This window comes from Coprococcus sp. RTP31081st1_H1_RTP31081_211007 (genome assembly GCF_040227275.1).
In the GTDB taxonomy this organism is placed as follows: domain Bacteria; phylum Bacillota; class Clostridia; order Lachnospirales; family Lachnospiraceae; genus Coprococcus; species Coprococcus aceti.
Window position 1 is genome coordinate 96,668 of record NZ_JBEHVP010000004.1, and the last position, 25,488, is coordinate 122,155.

At 45.0% G+C, this 25,488-nt stretch carries 19 protein-coding genes and 2 pseudogenes; 15 read left to right on the plus strand and 6 right to left on the minus strand.

Annotation, left to right across the window (positions count from 1 at the left end):
• Both ABUA31_RS08360 and ABUA31_RS08365 read left to right on the plus strand, forming a co-directional pair.
• Window positions 1-731 (plus strand): annotated as a pseudogene (locus ABUA31_RS08360) (hypothetical protein); the annotation flags it as partial.
• A 33-nt stretch (window positions 732-764) separates the two neighbouring features.
• The gene (locus ABUA31_RS08365; protein WP_349818794.1) at window positions 765-2,855 is read left to right on the plus strand and encodes a transglutaminase domain-containing protein; all 2,091 of its coding nucleotides are present in this window, start codon (window positions 765-767) and stop codon (window positions 2,853-2,855) included.
• A gap of 87 nt (window positions 2,856-2,942) precedes the next feature.
• On the opposite strand, the gene ABUA31_RS08370 is transcribed toward ABUA31_RS08365, so the two are convergent.
• Complete coding sequence (locus ABUA31_RS08370) at window positions 2,943-3,917, minus strand: putative ABC transporter permease (RefSeq protein WP_055223024.1); 975 nt, start codon at window positions 3,915-3,917, stop codon at window positions 2,943-2,945.
• Window positions 3,918-4,304: 387 nt separating this feature from the next.
• On the opposite strand from ABUA31_RS08370, the gene ABUA31_RS08375 reads away from it, so the two are divergent.
• The 3 genes from ABUA31_RS08375 to trxA all read left to right on the plus strand — a co-directional run bounded on the left by ABUA31_RS08375 (window position 4,305) and on the right by trxA (window position 7,399).
• On the plus strand, window positions 4,305-4,625 hold the full coding sequence (locus ABUA31_RS08375; RefSeq protein ID WP_055223026.1) for a DUF6110 family protein: 321 nt from the start codon (window positions 4,305-4,307) through the stop codon (window positions 4,623-4,625).
• 37 nt (window positions 4,626-4,662) lie between these two features.
• Window positions 4,663-6,738, plus strand: coding sequence for a heavy metal translocating P-type ATPase (locus ABUA31_RS08380; RefSeq protein ID WP_349818793.1), 2,076 nt, complete (start codon window positions 4,663-4,665; stop codon window positions 6,736-6,738).
• A gap of 349 nt (window positions 6,739-7,087) precedes the next feature.
• Complete coding sequence (gene trxA, locus ABUA31_RS08385; protein WP_022217252.1) at window positions 7,088-7,399, plus strand: thioredoxin; 312 nt, start codon at window positions 7,088-7,090, stop codon at window positions 7,397-7,399.
• Window positions 7,400-7,577: 178 nt separating this feature from the next.
• Here the strand turns inward: trxA and ABUA31_RS08390 are convergent, their stop codons facing one another.
• From ABUA31_RS08390 to ABUA31_RS08405, 4 genes are all read right to left on the minus strand, one after another.
• Window positions 7,578-8,924 carry a citrate/2-methylcitrate synthase gene (locus tag ABUA31_RS08390; protein ID WP_055146778.1) on the minus strand — a complete coding sequence of 449 codons (1,347 nt, stop codon included), beginning with the start codon at window positions 8,922-8,924 and terminating at the stop codon, window positions 7,578-7,580.
• Between the two features lie 40 nt (window positions 8,925-8,964).
• The gene (locus ABUA31_RS08395) at window positions 8,965-9,615 is read right to left on the minus strand and encodes an endonuclease III domain-containing protein (protein ID WP_015533674.1); all 651 of its coding nucleotides are present in this window, start codon (window positions 9,613-9,615) and stop codon (window positions 8,965-8,967) included.
• A 181-nt stretch (window positions 9,616-9,796) separates the two neighbouring features.
• The gene (gene upp, locus ABUA31_RS08400; RefSeq protein ID WP_015533675.1) at window positions 9,797-10,426 is read right to left on the minus strand and encodes a uracil phosphoribosyltransferase; all 630 of its coding nucleotides are present in this window, start codon (window positions 10,424-10,426) and stop codon (window positions 9,797-9,799) included.
• 38 nt (window positions 10,427-10,464) lie between these two features.
• The gene (locus ABUA31_RS08405; protein WP_238051906.1) at window positions 10,465-11,853 is read right to left on the minus strand and encodes a uracil-xanthine permease family protein; all 1,389 of its coding nucleotides are present in this window, start codon (window positions 11,851-11,853) and stop codon (window positions 10,465-10,467) included.
• Window positions 11,854-12,064: 211 nt separating this feature from the next.
• Between ABUA31_RS08405 and ftsE the strand changes: the two genes are divergently transcribed.
• From ftsE to ABUA31_RS08455, 10 genes and pseudogenes are all read left to right on the plus strand, one after another.
• On the plus strand, window positions 12,065-12,751 hold the full coding sequence (gene ftsE, locus ABUA31_RS08410) for a cell division ATP-binding protein FtsE (protein WP_022216898.1): 687 nt from the start codon (window positions 12,065-12,067) through the stop codon (window positions 12,749-12,751).
• On the plus strand, window positions 12,741-13,649 hold the full coding sequence (gene ftsX / locus ABUA31_RS08415) for a permease-like cell division protein FtsX (RefSeq protein ID WP_015533677.1): 909 nt from the start codon (window positions 12,741-12,743) through the stop codon (window positions 13,647-13,649). The genes ftsE and ftsX overlap by 11 nt, the downstream gene beginning before the upstream one ends.
• Window positions 13,650-13,785: 136 nt before the next feature.
• Window positions 13,786-15,075 carry a murein hydrolase activator EnvC family protein gene (locus ABUA31_RS08420; protein WP_015533678.1) on the plus strand — a complete coding sequence of 430 codons (1,290 nt, stop codon included), beginning with the start codon at window positions 13,786-13,788 and terminating at the stop codon, window positions 15,073-15,075.
• A 282-nt stretch (window positions 15,076-15,357) separates the two neighbouring features.
• Window positions 15,358-16,782: an MBOAT family O-acyltransferase gene (locus tag ABUA31_RS08425; protein ID WP_022217256.1), complete on the plus strand. Its 1,425-nt coding sequence runs from the start codon at window positions 15,358-15,360 to the stop codon at window positions 16,780-16,782.
• An 11-nt stretch (window positions 16,783-16,793) separates the two neighbouring features.
• On the plus strand, window positions 16,794-17,888 hold the full coding sequence (locus tag ABUA31_RS08430; protein ID WP_349818792.1) for a GDSL-type esterase/lipase family protein: 1,095 nt from the start codon (window positions 16,794-16,796) through the stop codon (window positions 17,886-17,888).
• A 52-nt stretch (window positions 17,889-17,940) separates the two neighbouring features.
• Complete coding sequence (locus ABUA31_RS08435; protein WP_349818791.1) at window positions 17,941-18,819, plus strand: DMT family transporter; 879 nt, start codon at window positions 17,941-17,943, stop codon at window positions 18,817-18,819.
• Window positions 18,820-19,470: 651 nt separating this feature from the next.
• Window positions 19,471-20,154, plus strand: a pseudogene (locus tag ABUA31_RS08440) (patatin-like phospholipase family protein); the annotation flags it as partial.
• Window positions 20,155-20,355: 201 nt separating this feature from the next.
• Complete coding sequence (locus ABUA31_RS08445; protein ID WP_334290611.1) at window positions 20,356-20,919, plus strand: histidine phosphatase family protein; 564 nt, start codon at window positions 20,356-20,358, stop codon at window positions 20,917-20,919.
• A 282-nt stretch (window positions 20,920-21,201) separates the two neighbouring features.
• Window positions 21,202-21,912: an ABC transporter ATP-binding protein gene (locus tag ABUA31_RS08450; protein WP_238051902.1), complete on the plus strand. Its 711-nt coding sequence runs from the start codon at window positions 21,202-21,204 to the stop codon at window positions 21,910-21,912.
• A gap of 43 nt (window positions 21,913-21,955) precedes the next feature.
• Window positions 21,956-24,313: an FtsX-like permease family protein gene (locus tag ABUA31_RS08455; protein WP_349818790.1), complete on the plus strand. Its 2,358-nt coding sequence runs from the start codon at window positions 21,956-21,958 to the stop codon at window positions 24,311-24,313.
• Between the two features lie 211 nt (window positions 24,314-24,524).
• Here the strand turns inward: ABUA31_RS08455 and ABUA31_RS08460 are convergent, their stop codons facing one another.
• Window positions 24,525-25,379, minus strand: coding sequence for a hypothetical protein (locus tag ABUA31_RS08460; RefSeq protein WP_349818789.1), 855 nt, complete (start codon window positions 25,377-25,379; stop codon window positions 24,525-24,527).
• Between the last annotated feature and the right edge of the window lie 109 nt (window positions 25,380-25,488).

Consider the following 25,488-nt stretch of genomic DNA (forward strand, 5'->3'; position numbering starts at 1 on the left):
TACAGCCAACATACAAGACAGAGGGAACAAGAAAGTACACCTGTACAAACTGTGGCGAGACAAAGACCGAGACTATAGCCAAGCTTGTATGTACGACCCATGCATGGGATAATGGAATGGTTACTAAGAAAGCTACATATACAGCTACAGGAGTCAGGAAATATACGTGCAAGACATGTGGCGCAGCAAAGCAGGTCACAATTGCAAGGCTGAAGCTTGCGAAGGTAACCGTAAAGTCTGCACAGCAGGCCGGCGCGATAAAGCTTACCTGGAATAAAGCGTCAGGGGCATCTGGTTACAAGATATACAGGAGAACCGCCAAGGGAAGATATGTATGCATCAAGACAGTCAAGTCGGGAACGACAAGCTATGTAGACAAGACAGTCAAGTCAGGAAACAGGTATTACTACTGTGTAAAGGCATATAATGGAAATGTACTCAGTGGATATACAGAGGCAAGTATTCTCTACATCAAGGCTCCGGTTGTCACGGTCAGGAAGTCAGCACAGGGAGTGAAACTTTCCTGGAAAAAGTCTGCCGGTGCAAAAAAATACATTGTGTATAGAAAGACACCAACAGGCAAATACAGGGCAGTCAAGACTGTAACAGCGAAAACTCTCAGTTGGACAGACAAAACGGCAAAGAAAGGTCAGACTTATTATTACATTGTGAAGGCAGTGAATAATAAGACATACAGTGCAGCGTCACCGCAGAAGAGAATAAAAAGGTAGATGCTTACTGCGTAATTATAAGGGAGAAAAAGAATGAAATATGAAAATGTAAGACTCACAGAAGCTGTGCGGCGTATCAGGATGATATTTGTGGTGGGCGTCATCGCTGCGTGTGTGCTGTACGGCGGAAAAATACCAGCATTTGCGGAAGATACTCAGGAACAGTATGACTCATCACAGAGCAGCTATGGTCAGTTGCTTGAGCAGGAGGGCGATACTTCAGGTATCCTGCAATTTGGCGGACAGATAATAGAAGATGAAGCATCGGATTCATCGGAAGCGTCACTGGCAGCGGCAAATTCAAAGAAATATGAGAGTGCCATTGTCGGCGCTGTGGAGAAATTTTCACCGAGACTCAATGTAAAGAGCTGGGGATTGACCACACGAAATGTTGCAAATGTAGTCACAACCGCAATGAATGCGCATCCCGAGGTCGTGTATGTGGCAAGATACAGTTATCTGTATGACCAGACCACAGGAAAGGTCGTGTATCTGAAGTTCTCATACAAGCCAAATGCCCGAACCGAAAAGAAGCAGTTGGATGCAGCCATAGCGGAAGTGAACAAGCAGATAAATACAAAGAACATGAAGCCGACAGAGATCGTGCTTGCATATCATGAGTTCCTGACATCCACAGTTGCATATGACACCAGCGGGGCTAAGGAATTTGATCCAACAACCGGAAGAGACCACATGTATGATATGTATGGTGTATTGGTTAAGAGGAGCAGCGTGTGTCAGGGATATGCGGAGACCATGTGGTATTTCCTCAGGAAAGCCGGGGTTCCGTGTGGAGTTGCCACAAGCCAGTATGTAAACCATGCGTGGAATGTTGTAAATATAGGTGGAAAGTGGTATCACGTTGACGCAACCTGGGATGATCCCGCAAGTGATATACCGGGAAGGTCGATGCATGATTATTTCCTTGTAAGCTTTGACACCCTGAACAGTAAGACTAAGGCCGCCAGCAGCGATTATTATCTTGGCAGATATGACACAAAGGTGGGAAATGTATGGAAGGGAACATACAGCAATGCCACGGATAAGCGATATGAAAAAGGCCAGTTCTGGAATGGCGTTGAGAAGGTAATCTTTTATAGAAAGGGCTACTGGTACAGCATAAAGCAGGGCAGCCAGTCATCATACTATCAGATAAACAAGTACAGCTTCACCAACGGTGTAAATACAACGATATTTACCGGGCAGGATGAATGGCTGGATACAGATGGTACGGCACTTAACAAACAGTATGGAACAATGTTCCTTGCACAGGAAAAGCTCTATTTCTGCACATCGAGATATGTTGCATGGATAGATCTTGAGGTAAATGAGCGCAAGGCGTGGGCTATATATGACATAAGACAGAAGTATGTATCAGGTGTAAACATATATGGAATGGGATATTACGGAAATGATGTTGTGATCTGGGTTTCCGACACTCCATCCTGTACAAGAAAGGACGCTTATTATCTCGGAGCATGTATGAGCCACAAATGGCAGGCGGGAGAGGTTACAAAACAGCCGACATTCACATCCCAGGGATCGCAGAAGTACAAATGCAGCAACTGCGGATATACCAAGAATGTCACACTTGACAAATTGAAGCTTGCGACGGTGACGGTCAAAACGAAGAATACAGGTAAGGGAATAAGCCTCACCTGGAATACCGATTCAAGAGCCACCGGTTATAAGGTATACAGACGCACAGGCAAGGGTGCATACAGACTTATAAAGACAGTGAAGGGAAGCTCTGTGAGATCAATGGTAGACAGATCTGTTGTAGGAGGAAAGACCTACACATACAGAGTATCGGCATACAACAGCTATACAAAGGGCGGCTCCAAGGCAAAGAGCCAGTATTATATAGGTTGCACGACCGCAAGAGCAAAGAATACCTCACAGGGAGTAAGAGTCTCCTGGAAGAAGACAAAGGGAGCCGCCGGCTATAAGATATACAAAAAGACAGGCAGCGGCAGATTCAAATGTGTGAAGGTTGTGAAAGCAAAGACCAGAACATATCTTGACCGCCGTGTGAAGTCAGGAACAAAGTACACATACTTTGTAAAACCATACAAAGGAAAGACGGCAGGAACCTACAAGAAGGCTAGTGTCAAGTACAGATAAAAAGTAAATAGAGCGCGTAAAAAATACCATGTACAGCATTTCGCCTGTACATGGTATTTTTGCTTTTGTTATATGCTTAGAATGATATTATTTTTCATTCTTGTGTTCTGTTATGTCCCTGTGGGAATTGTCGAACAGATCTGTGTCGGCCACATCTGATGAATCATTTCGATTCAGCGTCTCGCCTATGCGGGCCTTTGCCTCAGTTCCGGCAGCCTTGATACCCTCGGTGATCACCTCGCTCTTTTCCTTGAGATTTTCACTTATCACAGCGCTTTTTTCCTTTACGTTCTCTGTAAGCTCCTCAGCCTTCAGTTTGATCTTCTTTGTTATGGAGAAGCTTTCAGGGTTATTCTCAAATGCTCGTTTGATCGATGCTGTATCGTGAAGAGAGAGAAGGAAGCTTGGCTTCTCCTTGAACTTCTCACGATCCAGAGCCAGTCGGGACTTGAGTTCCTCAACACGGACAATAAGATCATTCTCTTTCGCAAATTTCTTCACCTTGCTCATCAGGTTGAATGATACAACACAGTCGATCACGAATACCCCGTAGAAGAAACCGATGAAGAAGGAGAATGTCAGGTGATCCGCCAGCCAGTACACAGCGTTCAGTATGTGTGGATGGAGGAAGAAATAGTACAGTGCCGCGATCACACCCCAGAAGAATGAGAACAGCGGACATATGATGCCCTGTATATTGCCCCACTCATCTGAGTAGTCCCACAGCTTGATGTTCATTCCTATTATAAATATACGTCCGGCAATGTATTCCACAACGGTCATGGCGATGGCCATGATCAGTACCACCAGAACCTTTTGCAAAACAGGATGGGCGTCAACAGCATCTATATGGATCAGGGACAGGAGATACAGCACCACCAGGCCTGAACCGTAGAGAGGCAGGTAAGGTCCGATGAGGAATCCCGGGTTGATCCATTTGTGGCTTGGGTTGCTCTTGGAGAAGAACTTTCTGAATATGACTTCAATGCACCAGCCCATGATGCATCCTATGAAAAATAAAAATAATATTACCAGAATACTTTTGATATTGAAATTATCCATACATGGAATCTCCTTTGTATATATGACTTTGCCAATAGTAATAAGATAGTATATAGAAGGAAAAAAAGCAACCTTACAAAATGTCACAAGTGTAAGATAGCTTGTTGATACTTATTGAGAAAAAAAGTCATTTAAATTGCGAATGTTATATTGGACTAACGCCGGGGACAGTGCTATACTTACAGCAAATAAAAAGCCACGAAACAGATGCAGACTCTTTCTACAGTACGAAGATCGAGAATGCATTTTTTACGTTAAGGAGAGTTTGATTGAACAAACCGTGATTAGAAAAATCGAATCACGGCGAAGCCTGTCATATAATCTACCATGCGTATAAGTGGTCATATCATTAATCAGAATAAATATATAATCAAGGAGGACAAAATCATGATGAAGGCATTAAAGAAGGTAAACTGGAAGAAGCTTGGAATATTTGCAGGTGGAGTATTATTTGGAACAGCTGGTATCAAGGTTCTCTCAAGCAAGGATGCAAAGAACGTATATACACATTGTACAGCTGGTGTTCTTAGAGCAAAGGACTGTGTCATGAAGACAGCAAATACTATCCAGGAGAACTGTGGTGATATCTACGCAGGAGCAAAGGATATCAACGAGGCAAGAGCACAGAAGGCAGCAGAGGCTGACTTTGAGGATGCTGAGTGCACAGAGGCTGAGAGCGCTGACGCAGCAGAGACTGTAGAAGAGTAATCAGTATAAGACAAAACATAAGAAAGAGGCGAAGATCTTGAAGTTTTCTATTTTAAATGAAACAAAGAATCGTCTGCGTATACACATGGCACAGAGCCGTATGACCATGGCACAGGCCGACATACTTCAGTATTATCTGGAGAACTGTGAGGCAGTGGAAGAGGTCAAGGTGCACGACAGAACCTGTGACGCGATCATCATATATGATGGTGACCGTGCAGCGGTGATAGATGCGCTGAGACAGTTTGGATATGACAGGGTGGAGGTTCCGGCGGATCTCACAGAGACATCAGGCAGAGTCATGAACAGACAGTATGAGGACAAGCTGTTTTGGAAGACCGCCTGGTACATGACCAAGAAATGGATCATGCCAATGCCGCTTCGGTATTGTCTGACATCCGTCAAAGCTCTCAAGTATATAGGCAAGGGGCTCAAGTGTCTTGCGAACAGGAAGCTTGAGGTGCCGGTTCTCGATGCAACAGCCATAACAGCATCCATTCTGACAAATGATTTCGCGACAGCGGGATCAGTCATGTTCCTTCTGGAGATCGGTGAGATCCTTGAGGAGTGGACACATAAGAAGTCGGTGGATGGACTGGCAAGAAGCATGTCACTCAATATCAATAAGGTATGGGTGCGTGTGGATAATTGTGATGTACTTATGGACAGTGCGAAGATCGCAAAGGATGATTTGGTAGTGGTTCATATGGGCAATGTCATTCCATTTGACGGTGTTGTGGATCAGGGCGAGGGCATGGTCAATCAGGCATCCCTCACCGGAGAGTCAGTACCGGTCCACAAGGGACACGGAGACAGTGCATATGCAGGTACAGTTGTTGAGGAAGGTGAGCTGGTAGTCAGAGTTGTAAAGACTGGTAAGACCAGCAGATATGATAAAGTTGTTGCGATGATAGAGGAGTCTGAGAAGCTTAAGTCAGGACTTGAGAGCAAGGCAGAGCATCTTGCAGATGGTCTTGTGCCATGGACTCTCGGTGGAACTATCCTCACATACCTTTTAACAAGGAATATCACCAAGACACTTGCGGTGCTCATGGTCGACTATTCATGTGCACTGAAGATGTCCATGCCTATAGCGGTATTGTCTGCTATACAGGAGGCAAACAAGCATCACCTCACAGTCAAGGGCGGCAAATTCCTGGAGGCTGTAGCTGATGCAGACACGATAGTATTTGACAAGACAGGAACACTTACAAAGGCATCACCTACGCTTGTACGCGTCGTATCATTTGACGGAAGAGATCCTGATGAACTGCTCAGGATAGCTGCATGTCTGGAGGAGCATTTCCCTCATTCCATGGCAAGAGCGGTTGTGGCAGGAGCTGCAGCCAAGGGGCTGGAGCATGAGGAGATGCACTCCAAGGTTGAGTATGTTGTGGCTCACGGTATCTCATCAAGCATAGACGGCAAGAAGGTTGTCATAGGAAGCTATCATTTCGTATTTGAGGATGAGGGCTGTGTGATACCTGAGGATAAGATAGAGCTGTACGAGTCGTTGTCCAAGACTCATTCACATCTGTTCATGGGAATCGATGGCAGGCTGGCAGCAGTCATATCCATCAAGGATCCGGTCAGACCTGAGTCGGCTGAGGTTGTTTCAAGGCTCAAGAAGCTGGGAATCAAGAAGGTTGTCATGATGACAGGAGACAGTGACAGAACGGCCAAGGCTATTGCAGAGCAGGTAGGGGTGGATGAGTATTACTCAGAGGTCCTTCCTGAGGACAAGGCAAAGTTTGTCGAGGCTGAGAAGACTGCGGGTCGAAAGGTCATCATGGTGGGAGATGGAATCAATGACTCACCTGCACTGTCGGCATCCGATGCTGGAATTGCCGTAAGTGATGGCGCGGAGATTGCCAGAGAGATCGCAGATATAACTGTCAGTGCGGACAATCTGTACGAGCTCGTAACACTTAAGGAACTCAGTAATAAGCTGATGAGCAGGATCAACAGGAACTATCGCAATATAGTGACCATCAACACAGGACTTATTATCTTGGGCGTGATGGGAGTTATCCAGCCAACCACATCAGCACTGCTTCACAATTCATCGACGCTTCTCATAAGTCTTGACAGTATGAAGAAGCTGCTGGATTGATGATCGGAGCATAGAATTATATTGATGATCGAAGCGTAGAATCATATAGAATATAAAATAAAGCTGCCCTCTTCACTGTGATGAGTACCCGGGATTCCGGAACATTAGTGAGGAGGGCAGTTTTGTAGTTAAAAGATGATTTTAAATAATAAAAATAATCTGTAAGAATTGTTGACCGGGCCGACAGAATATGACAAAATGTACGTATAAATCATGAGTAGATAGCTGAACATAAGGGCAGAATATTAGCAGATATTATCTGGAATGTTTATGAAATGAAAATATACAGATGTGTGTGGAGCACAGCGTGATGCGTGTGTTCATCACAATAGAATGGAGGATGATCAGTATGGTAAAAACGGTAAAAGGCGATAATTTTGAAGATATAAAGGCATGCGGTGTGGCGGTTGCGGATTTCTCAGCAACATGGTGCGGACCATGCAAGATGATGGCACCGGTATTTCACACGGTTGCAGATGAACTGAATGGTGAAGTGGATTTCTTCAGTGTGGACGTGGATGAGAATCCCGGACTTGCGGCTGCCAATAAGGTGTTCAGTGTTCCGACATTGATACTGTACAAGAATGGTGTTGAGGCATCGAGGAGTGTCGGAGCTATATCCAAGTATGATCTTCTCGATTTCATTGAGAAGATCAAATAATTGTCTGTGATATGTATCCCGGATATTTTAATTGGGATCTGAATTGAAGTGGGGATACAAACTAGAAACAGGAAAAACATAAAGCCCTGTCAGACTTAACATTCATATGGGTCTCATATTATGGATACATATGAATGTTAAGTCTGACAGGGCTTTAAGGTTATTGAAAACACATTGACTATCTGGCGTCTCTGTCTACATATTCTCTATACTTAACCAGACTCTTATATGCCGGTCTGATGATCTTGTCCGTGGTGACAAGCTCCTCGATTCTGTGAGCGCTCCATCCAACTATACGTGCCACTGCAAAGAGCGGTGTGTAGAGCTCCCTAGGAATTCCGAGCATCTCATACACGAATCCGCTGTAGAAGTCTACGTTAGGGCTGACACCCTTGTATATCTTGCGTTCCTTGGCGATGAGCTTTGGCGCGATCTTCTCAATGTTGTTGTACAGAGTCATATCCTCGTCCCTGCCCTTGGCAGCGGCAAGCTGTTCGACAAATGACTTGAATACTTTTTCTCTTGGGTCTGACAGTGAGTAAACGGCATGGCCCATACCATAGATGAGTCCCTTGTGGTCGTAGGCTTGCTTGTTCAGCAGCTTATCCAGATATGCCTCTATGGCCTCTTCGTCATGGTAATCCTTTATGTGCTCCTTGATATCGTCCATCATGTTCATAACCTGCAGGTTGGCACCACCATGCTTCCTTCCCTTGAGGGATGAAAGGGCGGCGGCAATGGCAGAGTATGTGTCAGAGCCGGATGACGTTACAACTCTTGTGGTGAATGTGGAATTGTTACCACCGCCGTGTTCCATGTGAAGCAGAAGTGCTATGTCAAGAACTCTTGCCTCAAGCTCGGTATACTTCATGTCAGGCCTGAGCATCCTGAGGATGTTTTCAGCCACGGAAGCATCCTTGTCAGGTCTGTGAATGTACATACTTCCGTCGTTCTCATAATGGTTGTATGCGTGATAACCATACACAGCCATCATAGGAAATGTTCCGATGAGACCGATACACTGTCTGAGAACATTGTCTATATCCAGGTTGGTAGCCTGATTATCGTATGAAGCCAGAGTCAGCACACTTCTTGTCATGGAGTTCATTATATCCACACTAGGTGCTTTCATGATGACATCACGGGTAAAGTTGGTCGGCAGGTTCATGGACTCGGCGATGACACTGCTGAATTCTGAGAGCTGAGCCTCGGTAGGCAGTTCTCCGAAGAGAAGAAGATAAGCAGCTTCCTCAAATATATGGCGTTTTCCTTTGCCGCCTTTTACGAGATCCTGTACATCATAGCCTCTGTACAATAACTGTCCGTCACACGGAACCTTCTGGCCATCCACATCCTTAAATGCTATGATCTGTGATATATTGGTAAGACCGGTCAGAACTCCCTGTCCATTCTCATCACGCAGTCCTCTTTTTACTCCGTATCTGGCATAGAGCTCTTTGTCTATCACATCATGCTGCTGACAGAGAGAAGCCTGCTTCTCCACGTATTCTGTCAGATTCTCCATATACTCCATATAAGTAACTCCTTTCCGTTTGTATGATAAATCAGATGATCTTTTTGCATATGTCGCTTAGACAACATGCGTCGCAATGTGGCTTCGTTCTGGCTGTGCACACGGATCTGCCGTGATCCACCAGCCTGTGACAGAAGTCATTGCTCTCATCTGGAGGTACAAGCTTCCACAGTTCCATCTCAACCTTCTTCGGATCTTTTATCCCGTCAACCAGTCCCATTCGGTTGACAAGGCGTATACAGTGGGTATCTGTTACAATGGCAGGTTTGCCGTAGATATCACCCATGATGAGGTTTGCGCTCTTGCGGCCTACGCCGGGGAGCTTAAGCAGCTCATCTAGACTGTCAGGAACCTGGCAATCATAGGAATCAACAAGCATATTCATACATGCACTAATATCTCTGGCCTTGCTCTTCCCCAGTCCGCAAGGTCTCACAATGGCCTCGATGTCACTGACATCGGCAGCAGCCAGTTCTTTTACTCCTGGATATTTGGCAAATAAATCCTGGACTACCACATTCACCCTTGCATCAGTGCACTGCGCCGCCAGGCGGACACTGACAAGAAGCTGCCATGCGTGTGAAGTATCGAGGGTGCATACCGTGTCAGGATATTCCTTCTTCAGCCTCTCGATAATGTCCAGTGTTCTCTGTTTTTTCGTATATCTCTTCTGTGATTCCATAAAAAAGACCTCCAGTCTCTATATGATAACATGAAAGGCCTGCAAATGGATATCGAAAAAGAATTCTTAATAAAAATGTTAGAAGTGTGAAAATGTTGGGAAGAGAAGACATGCCGCAGCCCAGTATATGTGCTGGGCTGCGGCATGTCTTTGCTGGTATAAATAGCATGTCTGAAAGATTTTACTTTGTTCCGAAGATTCTGTCGCCGGCATCGCCAAGTCCTGGGCAGATGTAAGCGTTCTCGTTCAGCTCGCGGTCAACATGACCAACGTAGAGCTGGATGTCAGGATGAGCCTTGAGAAGTCTCTCAATTCCCTGCGGTGCAGCGATGATCGACATGAACTTGATATGCTTACCGCCGTGCTGCTTGATGAAATCAACGGCAGCAACAGCTGATCCTCCGGTTGCAAGCATAGGATCCGTGACAACTATAAGTCTCTCATCGATAGGATCAGGGAGCTTGCAGTAGTACTCGTGAGGTTCATGAGTCTCCTCGTCTCTGTACAGACCGATGTGTCCGATCTTGGCTGTAGGAACCAGAGCCTGAAGTCCACTGACCATTCCAAGTCCTGCACGGAGAATAGGTACGATCGCAAGATTTCTTCCTGCGATGACCGGAGTCATGCATTCCTCGATAGGAGTCTCTATACATACATCCTCGGTAGGAAGATCTTTCAGAGCCTCATATCCCATGAGCATGGCGATCTCTTCAACAAGTGCACGGAATTCGGCAGTTCCGGTGTTCTTATCTCTGAGCTTTGAAATCTTATGCTGAATAAGTGGATGTGTCATAACTGTGTAATCTGTCATATTGTGTAACCTCCTAATAAATAATATACAGATAATTATTATGCCTCAATGTCAGAGTTCTGTGGATTCATTCCAAGTCCGCGGCTTACATCACCCTTGGTGTTCTCACCAAATGTATAGTCGTTACCAGGCAGTATAGCGTTCAGCAGGATGCCGAATATAGCTGCGAGGGCAAGTCCTGTAAGAGTGATAGTTGTGCCTCCGATCGTGAATGTAAGGCCATTTGAGAAACCAAGTCCACATACCATGATAACGGCTGCGATGATCAGGTTTCTTGACTTCGTGAAGTCTACGTGGTTCTCAACCACATTTCTTACACCGATGGCTGAGATCATTCCGTAGAGGATGAAGCTTATACCGCCGATGATGGCAAGTGGCATAGAGCTGATGACTGCAGCAACCTTAGGTATGAAACCGAGGATGACTGCAAATAAAGCAGCAAGTCTGATAACTCTTGGATCGTGTACACGGCTGAGCTCGAGAACTCCTGTGTTCTCTCCGTAAGTCGTATTTGCAGGACCGCCGAAGAGAGCTGACAGTGATGTTGCAAGACCATCACCGATAAGTGTTCTGTGGAGACCTGGATCCTCAAGGAAATTCTGATCTACAGTTGCTGATATGGCACATATATCACCTATATGCTCCATCATGGAAGCGATGGCGATAGGAGCCATGACAAGTATGGCAGTTAAGTTAAATTTACAGATCTGGAAAGGTGGCAGACCGAGAAAATGTGCGTCTGAAACTCCAGAAAAGCTGAGTATTGCTGAACCATCAGGGTTGGTCATACCACAGAAGTGAAGTATGAGTGCAACGCCATATGAGATAAGTACACCCATGAGGATAGGTATGATCTTGAACATGCCCTTGCCCCAGATGTTGAACACAATGACAACAGCCAGTGCGATAAATGCAAGCAGCCAGTTAGTGGATGCGTTTGATATAGCTGATGGTGCGAGGCTCAGACCGATACATATGATGATAGGTCCGGTAACCACTGGTGGAAGGAATCTCATGACACGCTTCACGCCGACAAGCTTGACGATCAGTGCAAGTATCAGATACAGAAGTCCTGCAACCACAATACCGCCACATGCATATGGAAGCTTTTCGCCCATTGGCATGTCCTTGAATATGCCTGTTTTAAGGTCTGCAACTGTGGAGAAACCTCCCAGAAATGCAAATGAAGAACCGAGAAATGCAGGTACCTTAAGCTTAGTGCATAAGTGGAAGAACAGTGTTCCAAGACCGGCACATACAAGAGTTACCTGAATTGAGAGTCCCTGACCCTCGAAGTATCCGTTTACGAGAAGCGGAACAAGAATTGTTGCACCAAACATGGCAAACATATGCTGGAATCCAAGTAAAAGCATCTTTGGAATTCCAAGCTTACGTGCATCACGAATGGCTTCTTTTTGATTATCCATAAGTAATAATCCTCCCATATTTTTTCTTAATTAAATATTATAAAGTTTATTTACACTAAGGTCAATTTGAATAGTGAAATTTCCAAAATAAACTTAAGATATGTAATATATGTCAGCACTTGACAAAATGTTACAGAATTGTTACAATTCTGCTTGGATTGAGTAAAGGGGAGAAAAATAAAGATACAGGTCGAAGGAGACTACAGATATTATGATTGAATTAGAGAACGTGAGTATGACATATCCTGGGGGCAATCAGGCACTCAAGAATGTCAATATTAATATAGAGAAAGGCGAGTTCGTATTTATCGTTGGAAGCAGTGGTTCGGGCAAGACCACTCTGTTCAGGCTTCTGCTCAAGGAGCTCGATCCTACGGAGGGCAATATCACTGTTGCCGGATACGACTACGGCAAGATCAAGAGGAAGGATATACCGAAGGTCAGAAGAAGGATTGGAGTCGTATTCCAGAACTTCAGACTTCTCAAGGACAGGACTATATACGAGAATGTCGCATTTGCACAGAGAGTCATCCAGACCCCGGCGAGATATATCAGAAGACGAGTTCCGGCCATGCTGACGCTGGTTGGACTTGCAGACAAATACAAATCATACCCGAAGGAGCTCTCAGGTGGTGAGCAGCAGAGAGTTGCCATGGCGAGAGCACTGGTCAACAATCCGGACATCATACTGGCGGACGAGCCTACAGGAAACCTTGATCCTAAGAACTCACTGGATATCATGAACCTCCTTGAGGATATTAACAAGAGAGGAACCACAGTTGTTGTGGTAACCCACAACAAGGATATCGTCAATGAGATGAAGAAGAGAGTTATCACCTTGAAGAAGGGCGTTATAATCAGTGATGAGAAGGAAGGAGGCTACATAGATGAAGATTAGTACATTTTTCTATGTCCTCAGACAGGGCTTTGCGAATATAAGAAGAAACATACTGTTCTCACTTGCATCACTGGGAACCATCATATCATGTCTGTTCCTTTTCGGAATCATATATGCGGTGGTTGTAAACTTCCAGTCAGGTATGCAGGAGCTTGAGAAGACAGTCACCATATCTGTATTCTTCGACGAGGATGCGTCAGATGAGACCATACAGCTCATAGGTGAACAGATAAGAACGGTCGATTATGTTGAGACGATGGATTTCATCTCAGCCGATGAGGCATGGGACAAGTTTGCAGATCAGAACTACGATGATCCACAGGTTGCAAAGAATGCATTTGGCGGAGATAACCCGTTAAAGAATGCTGCGTCATATGAGATCACACTCAAGGATGTATCAAGACAGCCGGAGTTCGTGGCATTTGCCCAGGGCCTTTCAGGAGTCAGAAAGGTAAAGAGTTCTGACGTGACTGCGGACAGCATCACGACACTGTCATCCCTTGTGGGATATGCATCCATAGGAATAGTTGTGATACTGATGCTGGTATCTATATTCCTTATAAGTAACACGATCACCATAGGTATCACAGTGCGAAAGGAAGAGATAGGGATCATGAAGCTGATCGGTGCGACAAATGTATTTGTAAGAGCACCGTTCATCATAGAGGGTGTGATCATAGGCGCGGTCGGTTCGGCTATACCTCTGGTCCTTCTGTACTACATGTACGATAAGATACTGACATACGTTGCCGGAAGGTTCAAGGTTGTCACAACGCTGTTCGCATTTGTGAGCCAGCAGGATCTGTTCAGGACTATGGTACCGGTCGGACTTGTGCTCGGTATCGGTGTTGGTCTGGTAGGAAGTATTCTTACCACAAGAAAGCACCTGAGAGTGTAGTGTTAAATGCGGTCAGAGCAATGCACAAAAAATTCACAAATTGTTATTACTTTTTTAGGAACAATATGTGTTATAATGCTGATAAGTAGGGCAAAAAGATAATAACATTATGAAATGCGATTAGGAGGCATGAATGATGAGAATAGATTTATACAAGATAAAGAAGAAAGGTATGCAGGTGGCAGTGGTTACTACAGGAGCACTGCTCATGTCGTTTACATCCATATTTGCGGCTCCTGTGTTCAGCGTGCATGCTGAGGAGACCAAGGAGGATGTTGAGCAGCAGAAGGAAGAGGCTCAGCAGGCTCAGGAAGAGGCGAATGCAAACGCAGAGAAGTATCAGAAGAAGGTAGACAAGCTTACAGCGGCTGTAAATGAGCTCGATAAGCAGGCCACAGATATAAGCACACAGATCGTGGAGAAGAAACAGCAGGCTGAGGATCTTCAGAATGAGATAGATGAGACTCAGACAAAGCTTGCAGAGGCTCAGGTCAGTGAGGATAATCAGTATGAGGCGATGAAGAAGAGGATACAGTACCTCTACGAGGAGGGCGATGTTGCTTACATAGATGCACTTATGTCATCGGCTTCATTTGAGGATAGTCTTAACAAGTCTGAGTATGTTGATCAGCTCAGCACATATGACCAGAAGCAGCTCAACAAGCTGGTAAAGACTAAGAATGACATAGCAGAGTATCAGCAGACACTCAAGGATGATCTGGCGGATGTAGAGAAGGTAAAGGCAGACCTGGAGACCAAGCAGGCAGACCTCGATGATGTTATAAGCCAGAAGAATGCGGAGATCAACAAGTACAGTGATGATGTTGAGATGCAGAAAGCTCTTGCGGCTGAATACGCAAAGCAGGAGTCAGAGCTGGATGACAAGCTGGCAGAGCTTGCGCGTCAGGAACAGCAGAGACTGGAGGAGGAGCGTAAGCAGAGAGAAGCTGAACAACAGCAGCAGGATAACAACGGTGGAAGCGATAACTCAGGCAGTGACAGCGACAACAGTGGAAGTAACAATGGCGGTTCAACAACCGGTTCAGGTCAGTTCATATGGCCTGTATCAGGACCTATCACAGACTACTTCGGACCTAGAGAGTCACCGACAGCAGGAGCAAGCTCCAATCATATGGGTATAGATATAGGATGTTCATACGGAGTGCCTATCGCAGCGGCTGATGCAGGTGTTGTAACGGTAGCCGAGTGGGGCGAGAGTGGTGGTAACTACGTTATGATAGATCACGGTAATGGATTTGTGACGATGTACCTTCACAACTCATCACTTGCAGTAAGCGTTGGCGATGTGGTTTCACAGGGACAGACCATTGCGTACGCAGGTTCAACAGGATATTCAACAGGTACACATTGCCACTTCTCAGTATTCCTGAATGGCTCATATGTCAACCCACTTGATTATCTGTAAGATGAGGCTGAGACATGGCATAGGGATATGTGTCATATCATAAGATCTTAATATGATCATATATAGAATAGAGAAAAAATGCGTGATTCATGAAATATGGATCACGCATTTTTTATGTTAATAGGGGCGTGGATATGGGCGAAGTACCATATGTTGTGGTGGTGAGAAAATATGTCGAAAACAATAGTTTTTTTAAGAAAAAATAGGATTAGTGTCGGTTGACATAAGTGGTAAAAGTATTTATACTCACACTGGACTGAGTATTTATTTAAGGAGTATATTATGGTTTTTTCGAGCATGGAGTTCTTATTTAGATTCCTGCCTTTATTTTTGCTTATCTATTTTGTGACAAAGCCGAAGTACAGGAATGTTGTACTGCTTTTAGGCAGCCTTGTGTTCTACGCGTATGGCGAACCCATATACGTGTTCTTGATGATGTTTTCTATTATATTTAACTATTCGGTGGCAAGACGAATCAAGCGTTTTTATGATATAGAAGTATATTCGGAGATCGACTGTTCATTTGAGAGAAACTGCTGGCTGGCGGTGGCTATGGTGTTTGATTTTGGAATGTTGTTCATATTCAAATATATCAACTTCTTTATAGAGATAATAAACACTGCAGCGGGAACAAAGATATTTGATAGCGTGGCGATCACACTGCCGCTTGGAATAAGCTTCTATACGTTCCAGATAACATCGTATATATTTGACGTGTACAGGCTCAAGTATCAGGCGGACAAGAGTATAATCAAGTTCGGAACATATGTGAGCATGTTCCCTCAGCTCATAGCCGGCCCTATAGTCAACTACGATGAGGTGAAGCCTGAGCTGGATCACAGAGAGGTCAAGGCGGACGATATAGAGCGCGGTGCGACACTGTTCGTATTGGGACTTGCGTACAAGGTGCTTCTGGCAAATAAGATAGCCAGTCTGTGGAACGATGTGCAGACGGTTGGCCCTTATGGAATAAACACTGTGACCGCATGGCTTGGTTCATGGGGATATTCATTCCAGCTCCTGTTTGATTTCATGGGTTATTCCGTGATGGCAATAGGAATTGGCCTTATACTTGGCTTCAGGATACCGGAGAACTTTGTCGATCCTTATATGGCACATTCCCTCACAGATTTCTGGAGACGCTGGCATGTTACACTCGGACGCTGGTTCAGAGAGTATGTGTACATACCGATGGGCGGCAACCGAAAGGGAAAGCTCAGAATGATACTTGCCATGTTCACTGTGTGGATGTTTACCGGATTGTGGCATGGTGCGGACTGGAATTTCCTGATATGGGGCTTGTTCCTGTTCGTGTTCCTTCTCATGGAGAAGCTGTTCCTTGGCAAGGTATTTGACAAGGTGAAGGTTCTTGGCCATGTGTACATGTTCTTCCTGATACCGATATCATGGACAATATTTAACATATCTGATCTGAAGCTTCTGGGACTGTACCTGAAGAGAATGTTTGGCATGAACATAGAGGGATCAGTCACCACACATGCCATGGACAAGCTGATCATGCTGGGACACACATACTGGTGGCTACTGCTGATCTGCGTGATCTTCTGTACACCGTGGCCTAGAAAGCTCATAGAGAAATTCTACAAGAACTGGGTATGCAAGCTTGTAATGCTCGCACTGTTCTGGTTCTGTGTATATCAGATAGCAAAGGGTGGCTCCAATCCATTCCTTTATTTTAGATTTTAGGAGGTGGGCAGATGAAGAAATTATGGCAAATGATAAAAGGCTGTCCACTGTTCTCGATACTCATAATATCCGGCGTGATAGTTACCGCAGGCGGTTATGTGGGAGCTGCGCTTGGCGTGTATAAATGGGATGTCAGCTTTCATCATCCTATGGCCCAGACCGTGCTGCTTGATGAGAGGGTGGCAACCGGAACTGACGCAACAAGCACGGATGCTCCGGGAAAGAGCGAGCTGACGTCGGAGTCCACGGGCAGTGCGGCTGCAGAGGAGCAGACAACGGAGGTGAAATCCACGGAGAAGCAGACTTCTGAGAATGCATCCACGGAGAAGACAACAGAGAAATCTACAGAGAAAGCGACCACCGAAAAGGCAACTACGGAAAAAGCAACCATAGATACAGGCGGTTCGGCTGCTCCGGTGACAAGACAGACTCAATACAAGAAGGTTAAGAAGAGAAAGGCAAGAAATAGCTGCTACAGAGATCTCACACAGATCGCTCTTGAGACCCAGTACCCATATATAAAGGTTGACAAGTCTTATTTTGACGATGCTCTGTTCATAGGTGATTCCAGAGTGGAAGGACTGGCGTTGTATTCCGGACTGGACAATGCAGAATTTGCATATATGGAGGGCCTTACTTCATTTGGACTGATGGGTGAGAAGATCGCCTCAAATGGAACAAAGACACTCACAGAGCTGCTTAAGAGCAAACAATTCAGAAAGATATACATCATGCTCGGCATAAATGAGGCGGGTTACAATACGGAGACATACGCATCCACATATATCGATGCGGTGGCCCAGATACAGGCGCTTCAGCCGGACGCAGTGATCTTTATGATGGGCTGCATGCATGTATCCAGCGACTATTCGGCAAGCCACGATATTGTGAACAATGACAATATCGATGACAAGAATGGTGCCATAGCTGCATATGCTGATGGAATAAAGCTTTTCTATCTGGATATGAATACGGTTGTGGACGATGGCAAGGGTGGTCTTGTAAAGGACTATACTTGGGATGACATACATTTGCAGGCGCAGTATTACAGTCTGTGGGAGCAGTATCTGTATGAGCATGGGCTCAAGGATGATGCTTTCAAATAGATAAAGTGCTGCGGGACCTGATGGCATTTTATCATTATCGGGAGTTGATCAAATGGCAAAAATACTGGTAATAAAAGATAAATATAAGGGAATCCTGTTCATAATCATGGCAGGGTTCTTTTTCTCACTGATGACATTCTTCGTGAGACTGTCGGGGGATCTTCCGACCATGCAGAAGGCATTTTTCAGAAATGCGGTGGCCGCTGTTGTGGCCATTGCCATGCTCATGAGGACTGAGGAGAAATTCAAGATAAAGAAGAGCAGCTGGCCGGGAATCGCGGCGAGAAGCATATGTGGAACGACAGGACTTATCTGCAATTTTTATGCAATCGACAAGCTCAACATAGCGGATGCCAATATCCTCAACAAGCTTTCTCCGTTCTTTGCTATCATAGCATCATACTTTGTGTTGAAGGAACGGGCAAACCGGGTAGAGTGGGCATCTGTTGTGCTGGCTTTCGCTGGTGCATTGTTCGTTGTGAAGCCTTCGTTTCATATGGATTTTCTGTATGCCATGGTTGGTGTGGCAGGAGGCCTTGGGGCAGGAATAGCCTACACCTATGTGAGAAAGCTTGGAAAACAGGGGGAGCGCGGACCGGTCATAGTCATGTGTTTCTCTGTATTCTCATGTCTGGTGACGCTTCCATTTATCATATTGGACCACGCACCTATGACATGGCAGCAGATTGTGTGCCTGCTCTGTGCCGGACTTGCGGCGGCTGGTGGACAGTTCAGTATAACCGCAGCATACCAGAAGGCTCCAGCCAGGGAGATATCGGTATTTGACTACAGTCAGGTCATATTTGCGGCTATACTGGGATTTGTATTCCTGGATCAGATCCCTGACATGCTGAGCATTATAGGATATGTGATCATCATTGGAAGTGCAGTTTTCAAATGGTGGTACACCATGAGACAGGACCGCACTTAGCATGATCGGCATGGCTGAGAGTGGCAGTGCCTTGTACAAATACTTGTAGAATAATTGATATATACAAAAAGACGGATGTCAGAAATGGAAAATGGGTAAAAGTTTCATTGTCTGATATCCGTCTTTTTTATAAAAGTTATAAAGGAAGGTTTTAGGTGTTGTGACCGGACTTGTGAGGTATCCGGCCTCCCATCTATATAAATTGGATTGTTGTTAGTTTGAGTGACGGCAGATACGCTGGTGCTGCCTGGGCATGTCGCACATCTGCTGTCCTCATCAATCTGTATATATAATAAGATGGTACTGTGTACATTCTGTGTATCGGATGTTAAAGAAATATGTTCATAAAAGAAATAATATATAAAGCGTAAATAAATGTTCTATAAATGGTAAAGCTTCTGAATATAGTGAGTATAAGGTTGTGGGTATAGTTGCTGACATGTTAAAATGAAACACACATATGATCATAATTGGTGGATATATCAGATGACAATATTGGATAGAGCAGCTTTATTATGGAATAGTAAGGGGGATTAATATATGGATAAAGAAAAGGTTATACAGGAGCTTCAGGAGAGAACAGAGGAGATAAAGGAAAAGGCCGGGGAGCTTCATAAGGCGATAGAGGAGACTATATCGCAGAAGAAGCAGATGCATTACACGGAACTGGGCGGTCAGGCCGGGCAGCCGGACGTGCCGGTTAAGGAAGGATACGGTCTGGTGCTCGGTGGCGGTGGTGGCCGTGGCTCCTATGAGATCGGAGTGTGGAAGGCTCTTGAGGAGTACAGAGATGTGATCGATATAAAGGCGGTATCAGGAAGCTCGGTAGGCGCACTGAATGCGGCATTGTACGCTTGCGGCGATCTGGATAAGGCTACACAGATGTGGTACGACATAACCAACGACAGGATACTTTCCAACAAGGATATAGACGAGGACAACAGGAACAAATGGTTTGAGTCCATCAAGGAGAAGCTCACGACCATAGACAATCCAGTCATACAGAGTGCAATAGAGTGCATAGGACTGGATGCTGTGGCAAAAGGCATGAGGATAAAGGATGGCTTCTTCTCCAGAGAAGGACTTATGGACATACTGGAGAATTCACCAGTACTTGATGGTGTGTCGAACAGTGACATGAGCTGTTATGCTACATGTCTCAATGTGGAGGGCAAGCCTACTCCTGAGAGATTCCAGCTGTCAGGCATGGAACCGGAGGAGATAGAACGTATACTTCTTGCTTCTTCAGCCATACCGGTCATATTCCCTATGGAGACGATAGACAAGACAAAGTATTATGATGGAGGCTTCTTCCTTGGGGGAGATAATGTGCCAATACAGCCTCTTTATGATGAGGGCTACAGAAAATTTGTCGTGGTGCATCTCGATGAGAGGAAGACCGACAGATACGATGATGCAGAGATGATACATATATATCCGTCTATTCCTCTTGGTGGTGCCATAGATGGCATGCTTGACTTTTCGCCTGAAGGTGTTGAGAAGAGGATAACACAGGGATATGACGATGCAAAGGCGGTGCTTGTTGAGAAGTTTGGCCCAAGACTGTTCTTCACCCGCCATGGGCAGACCGTGTGGAATGTGGAAAACAAGATATGTGGAGCCACGGATATTGAACTCACAGAGCTTGGACATCAGCAGGCGGAGCAGCTTGGTGAGATGATAAAGAATGGAGATTATCACATAGATGAGATCCTGTATTCGCCTCTGGTCAGGGCTTCGGAGACGGCAAGACATATATCCGAGATAACAGGAATTCCTATGAGAGCCGAGGAGAGACTCCGTGAGCAGTGTTTTGGCAAATACGAGGGAACAGCCAGAAACGGCGCTATATTCGCCAAGGCGAAGACGCATTTTCTGGATCACTATGAGGGTGGAGAGACCATGGTTCATCTGTGTCAGAGGGTGTACAATTTGTTAGATGAGCTTAAGGCTGAGTCGGAAGATTCCGGTAAGACATATCTTCTGGTTGCCCACAATGGAATATCAAGAATAGTACAGTCGTATTTCAATGATATGACAAATGAGGAATTCGCAGCATTTGGCATAAAGAACTGTGAGATAAGAGAATATAGATTCTGATCGCCACATGTGTGGAATCAGATGTAAAAAAGAGAAAACAGCAGGCAGATCAATATGATGTGAATGTGGTTTTCTCTTTTTTTCTGGGATATCCCCAAATGCTCCTGTAAATGTGTATAAAAGAATACTTGATATTATTTATCACTAATATAGTTGACACAGAGCCTACATATGTGTTAATAAATATATGAACATATAATCATATGTTTAAATATTAACGTACGGCATGAGAGCTATGCGATGCGTTTATGGAGAATATAAAATGTGGAAAAGGAGAGAATCATGGGAGACAACAGTTTTTTGAAGATAAGTGGGATAAAGAAAAGCTTCGGTTCAGGGGATAACCGAACTGAGGTACTTAGAGGAATTGATTTTGAGGTCGCAAAGGGAGAGTTCTGTGTGCTGCTTGGCCCATCGGGGTCTGGCAAGTCAACTCTGCTCAATATCATAGGTGGGATCGACAGCCCGGATTCCGGTTATATCTCCATAGATGGAGAGAAGACAGGGGATATGGATGAGAAGACACTGACCAGATACAGGAGAAAGCATCTCGGTTATGTATTCCAGATGTATAATCTCATACCTAATCTCAATGTAAAGGAGAATGTGGAGGTTGGAGCATACCTTAGTGATAATCCTTTTGATGTTGATGATCTGTTAAAGACTCTGGGGCTTTATGAGCACAGACATAAGCTCCCAAATCAGCTGTCGGGTGGACAGCAGCAGAGGACCTCGATTGGAAGGGCAATCGTGAAGAATCCTGATATACTTCTCTGTGATGAGCCGACAGGTGCCCTTGACTACAACACTTCCAAGGAGATACTTAAGCTCATAGAGGATGTGAACCAGAAGTATGGCAACACAATAATCATGGTCACCCACAATGATGCCATCAAGAATATGGCGGACCGGACTGTGAAGCTCAGGGACGGCATGATAAGACGCAACATTGTAAATGAGAACAAGATATCCGCTGTAGAGCTTGACTGGTAATTGGGCAGACAGGGTAGATGTTCAATAGGAAAGGGGATCTGTTATGAGAAATCCATTGTGGAGAAGAATTCCAAAGGAACTGAAGGAAGAGCTTGGAAAATATATAGTCATATTCCTGTTCATGGTCATCACGACGGGAATGGTGTCGGGCTTCATGGTTGCAGGTGAGAGCATGAAGAAAACCTACGACAATACATTTGACAAATACAACGTGGAGGATGGACATTTTGATCTGTCGGATGAGGCGTCAGACAATATGAAGGGCAATATAGAGGATGAGGGCGTGAAGCTCTATGATATGTCGTATTATGAACTGCCTATGAGTAAAATCGGATCAGACTCTGATGGCAATAGTGGTAATGTGGAAGGCAATGCAGAGACAAAAGATGATACGGTGAATTCTGTAAATGATGCTGCAGATGATGGGGGAAGGACACTGAGGATATTCGCACCAAGACACGATGTAAATAAAATGTGCCTGATGGATGGTGAATTTCCTGTAGGAACTGATGAGATCGCCATTGACAGAATGTATGCGGTGAACAACGATATAGAGATCGGTGATGATATAAAAGCGGGTGACAAGGTATACAGCGTGTGCGGATTTGTGGCACTCTCCGACTACAGTACCATGTTCCAGAACAACAATGATACCATGTTTGATGCCACGATATTCGGAATTGCGGTTGTGTCAAATGAGGAATTTGATGATCTTCCAGAGAAAAATAAGACCTGGTCGTATTCATGGATGTACGATGATGGAATGCCGGATGAGGAGAACGATGAGAAAAAGCTGGCGGATGACCTTCTTGAGATTGTGTATACACAGGCGGTCATGAACGGCATTATGGTGGAGAACTACATTCCAAGGTATCAGAACCAGGCGATCAACTTTGCAGGGAATGATATTGGCAGTGATACAAATATGATGAAATGGTTTGAATACATCGTCATAGTTATACTTGCATTTATATTTGCGGTAACCATCAGCAACACTCTGACAAAGGAAGCGTCGGTTATTGGAACATTGAGGGCTTCAGGATATACGAAGGGCGAGCTGCTTATTCACTACATATCACTTCCTGTCATAGTTACATTTGTGGCATCAGTGGTGGGAAACGTGCTGGGCTATTCGGTGTTTAAGGATATGGGTGCGCAGCTTTACTATGGAAGCTATTCCCTCACTAAGTATGTGACGTATTGGAATGCCGATGCATTTGTGCTTACCACAGTCATACCTCTTATAATCATGATCGTTGTGAACCTGTTAGTGGTAAACAGCAAACTGAAGCTCTCACCACTGAGGTTCCTGAGGCATGATCTCAGCAGATCAAAGAGAAAGAAGGCGGTGAAGCTGCCTCACTGGAAGTTCATGACAAGGTTCAAGACCCGTGTCATACTTCAGAACATTCCAGGATATGTGGTCATGCTTCTTGGAATTTACTTCGCACAGGTTCTTCTGATGTTCGGACTTATGTTGAATCCTATGCTGAAGCACTATCAGAATGACATATTGGATAATATGGTAGCTGACCACCAGTATGTTCTGGATTCACAGGTGGAGACGGCAAATAATAATGCGGAAACCTACTGTATGAAGACGCTAAGGACGACCGGAGATATAGATGATGAGATCATGGTGTATGGAATACACTCGGACAGTAAATATTTCCCGGTTAAGCTGGACGACGGAGATGTGCTGGTATCTGACAGCTACGCAGACAAATATGAGATAGTTGATGGCGACAAACTTGAGCTCAAGGAGAGCTATACTGATGACACATATGAGCTCAAGGTGACGGGTTCTGTGGTGTATCCGGCAGCCCTTGCGGTGTTCGTGACAGAGGGTGATTTCAGAGAAATATTTGACAAGGACGAGGATTACTTCACCGGCTATTTCTCGAATGACAAGCTGACCGATATAGAGGATCATGTAGTGTCAGAGATCACAAAGGATGATATGATAAAGGTGTCCAGACAGCTCACCAAGTCCATGGGAGGTATGTTCTACATAGTGGTTGTATTTTCACTTGTTATGTTCATGCTTCTCGTATATCTGCTCACAAAACTAATAGTGGAGAAGAACACGGTGTCCATATCCATGGTTAAGATACTGGGATATGACACAAAGGAGATCAGTAAGCTGTATCTGTCATCCACAACTGTCATGGTTGCGGTGGTGACACTGCTCGATATACTGCTCAGTTACCTGTCGATCAAGGTGATATACAGGGCAATGCTGATAGATATGCTAAGCGGCTGGATGCCGATATACATGGCACCATGGATATTCCCACTCATGTTCGCGCTCAGCTTTACCTGCTATCTGGTGATCTCACTGTTGCAGATGAAGAGGATAAAGAAGATTCCTATGGACGAGGCGCTCAAGAATGTGGAGTGATGTGTCAAGCTGTGTTCAGGTATTATATTGAAAAAAGAGAAAATTTTGTGCTGTAAATCCCCCGAATCCCTGAAAAGGATACATGGATTAGAAGTTGTGTATCTTTTCAGTGGGAATCCGGGAGTTTGAGCACAAAATTTTCTTTTTTTGCTATTTTGTGGGAAATGTTCCCAAAGCTGTCAGGTTGTCGACCCGGACAGGCTCATGCCAGCTAGATGGTTCCTGTGACAGTCACGGTTGCTGTTCCCGGTGTTGTGGTGATGACTCCTGTGGCTGTATTCTGTGTGAATGTTGCCGCTGGAACAGTGATCTGTCCGGCAACTGTTGCGAACTCGCCTGTTGCTTCATTGTAGGTGTAGCTGGCTGGCGCTGTCCATGCATTTCCATTGTATGCCACAGTGATTCCGGTGAGAATCGGATTGAAGGTATCTGTGATGATGACGTTGTCACTTGCGGATGCCTCGGTGTTGCCGTAGTTCTCTATAAGGAAGGTGTAAGTGATCTGACCATTCTCTGCAACTATGCTAGGACTCACAGACTTTGTGATGGCGAGATCGGGAGCTACAACAGGGGAAACCGACTCAGTTGCAGTGACTGCGTTGGTAAGTCCTGCGCCGGTTACTGTAACAGTGTTGGTCACGGAATCCTCATTGCCTCTAGGTGTAAATTCATTTGTTGTTGTCTCATATATAATAGTAGCATTTCCACCCGCTGGAACGGAGATTCCAGTGAGTGTCAGCGGAGCTGCAGCACCGACAGCCGGAGCGGCTACCAGAGTTCCATTGGTGTAGTATCTGATGGAATCCGGAATATATGTGAGAGGATATACTGTTGTATTTCCCACTGCATATGCTCCCAGATTATCTGTGAGAGACAGACCTGTGAGTGTGGTAGTTCCGGAATTGATGAGACTTATCACATACGTGATCTTATCCGGTGTTCGGTAGGTGTCCACCACAGCCGTCTTGGAGACTGTGAGGACTTCAATTATTTCTCCAGTTATGATATTGGAATTGGTGGATCCTCCGTTGTAGGACAGAGTTGCCTGATTAGTGAATGTTGCCATTACTTTACCTCCGTATTGTGTTGTCAGAGGTTTATATACCTCTGATATAAAATATGTGCTGTGGAGGCTTTGGGTTACAGATATTACTCACCATCTGCGGCACATTTAT